Below are 1,923 nucleotides of genomic sequence, written 5' to 3' on the forward strand. Positions count from 1 at the left end.
GTACTGCGGTAACACGTGGGAGAGTAGGTCGGTGCCAAATCTTAAAGAAAGCCTGTAGTGAAAACTACAGGCTTTTCTTGTTTATCAGGTTTTTTTCTGCCGAAGTATATTCATACTACAGTTCTGGTGAGGCAGATCCGCTGCATTTCTTTAATTCTTATGCCCAGCATATTCATGCTATAGTTCTGGTAACGGATCTCCTTCATTTCTTTAATTCTCCCCTTTTTTCCTTCTTCGTCGTTTGGCGCTATTCGCGGCAGGATGGTCCTTCTTAAAGCCCCCTCTATTTTCAGATACTACAAGTGGATAAAACCTTTCTGTCAGGCTATAGACTGCTTTACAGGTCTATTTTTCAACATTCAGGTTCATGTACTTCCAGGTAGTTATTGCCGGGTTTCAATTTCCGTTTATTGAGGGTAGTATTATCTAGAATGTCTGCCTCATCATAAATTTACACTATAGTCCATGTCATAGTCGATGTAGCTGACGCCAGATACCAATCGAAACAGGTTGCCTATACGTGTAATTTTTCCTGTGGCTAACTATGATTTCTTAATCGGGATTACATTTCGGTAATCTTAATTAAGGAGTATGGGAGAAAAAGTGGCAAGTACCTATATAGATCTGCTGAGTGATTTTGGATTTAAGCGAATTTTTGGCAGCGAACCGAATAAAGCGCTGCTGATTGCCTTTTTGAATGAAATCTTCCGGGGAAAAAAACAGATCATAGACTTGGTCTATAATCAGAATGAATTTCCCGGAGCAGATCGGGAGCAAGGGACAATAATCTTCGACCTTTTATGTACAACCGATAAAGGGGAGCGGATTCTGATTGAGGTGCAAAAAAGCAAGCAGGAGAATTTCTTTCAGCGGGCTTTGTTTTATGGAAGCCGGCTGATCAGTTCTCAGATTCCCGTAGGGAAGCGTCAGCATTGGGGCTACCGGTTTTCAAGTGTTTATGTGATTGCGATCCTGGATAAGTTTATCCTTCCCCAGGCACTGTCTTCACATTACCTGCATCATATCTGTCTGCGAGACAGAGACGGGGGAAATTTCATTTACGACGATTTTGGGCTATTGTTTATTGAATTGCTTAAGTTTGATAAGCAGGAGCAGGAACTGGAAACAGATCTGGAGAAGTGGCTATATGTGCTAAAGCATATTAGTACACTGAAGAAGCTGCCGCTGGTGCTGCGCAAATCAGTATTTGAAAGGCTGTTTGATATAGCGGCTTATGTGAATCTATCAGAAAAGGAAAAAACTATGTATGATATCAGTTTAAAACACCAATGGGATAAAGAAGGGGCGCTGCTTGCCATACGTAATGATTTGATTGCGGAGATACAGGAGGAAATGAAGGTAGAGCGACAGGAAATGAAGGCAGAGCGACAGGAAATGAAGGCAGAGCGGGAGGAAATGAAGGCAGGGCGGGAGCAGGTAGCGAAAAACTTTAAAGAGATGGGATTGGACGTGGCCTCTATTAGTCTGGCTATGGGATTTTCGGAAGAAGAGGTCCGGTTGCTATAACTCTTTCAACCGCATGAAAATGGATTGCTGTACTGATTACTTTTGTTTTGACGTTGATGTTATGACTGGCGATATCAGATTTGAAAATAAGATAAAAATAAATCAGGGGCTAATACGTTGTTTATGATGGGTATAGATTTCGTGCCAGTATTTTAGAGCAAATTCTTTTAAGAATTGTTTGGCGGTAGTAATAATTTTCTTACTTTTGCAACCCGCTTCGGAGGAGGGGAAACGTGAGAAAGCAAGAGAAAAAGAGAAGGAATTGAAAGGATGTAAAGGGAGGTTTTAGAAGGCCGGCTTTGGGAGATTGAAAGATCGCCTGTTTGCTATTTAAAGGGAGGAAACTTCAGAGAAAATAAAAAATAAAAAGCTTGCTAAATTAAAAAAGATTTCTAC

Annotated in this window: 2 protein-coding genes; both read left to right on the plus strand. The window is 41.0% G+C overall.

Annotated features, from left to right (window positions below):
- A partial coding sequence (locus BLR53_RS20120) for a hypothetical protein (RefSeq protein WP_218123004.1) occupies window positions 1-275 on the plus strand: 275 nt, incomplete at its 5' end.
- Window positions 276-591: 316 nt separating this feature from the next.
- Window positions 592-1,527, plus strand: coding sequence for an Rpn family recombination-promoting nuclease/putative transposase (locus tag BLR53_RS19625; protein WP_074591867.1), 936 nt, complete (start codon window positions 592-594; stop codon window positions 1,525-1,527).
- Window positions 1,528-1,923: the final 396 nt, after the last annotated feature.

Source organism: Pedobacter antarcticus, assembly GCF_900103515.1.
Taxonomy (GTDB): Bacteria; Bacteroidota; Bacteroidia; order Sphingobacteriales; family Sphingobacteriaceae; genus Pedobacter; species Pedobacter antarcticus.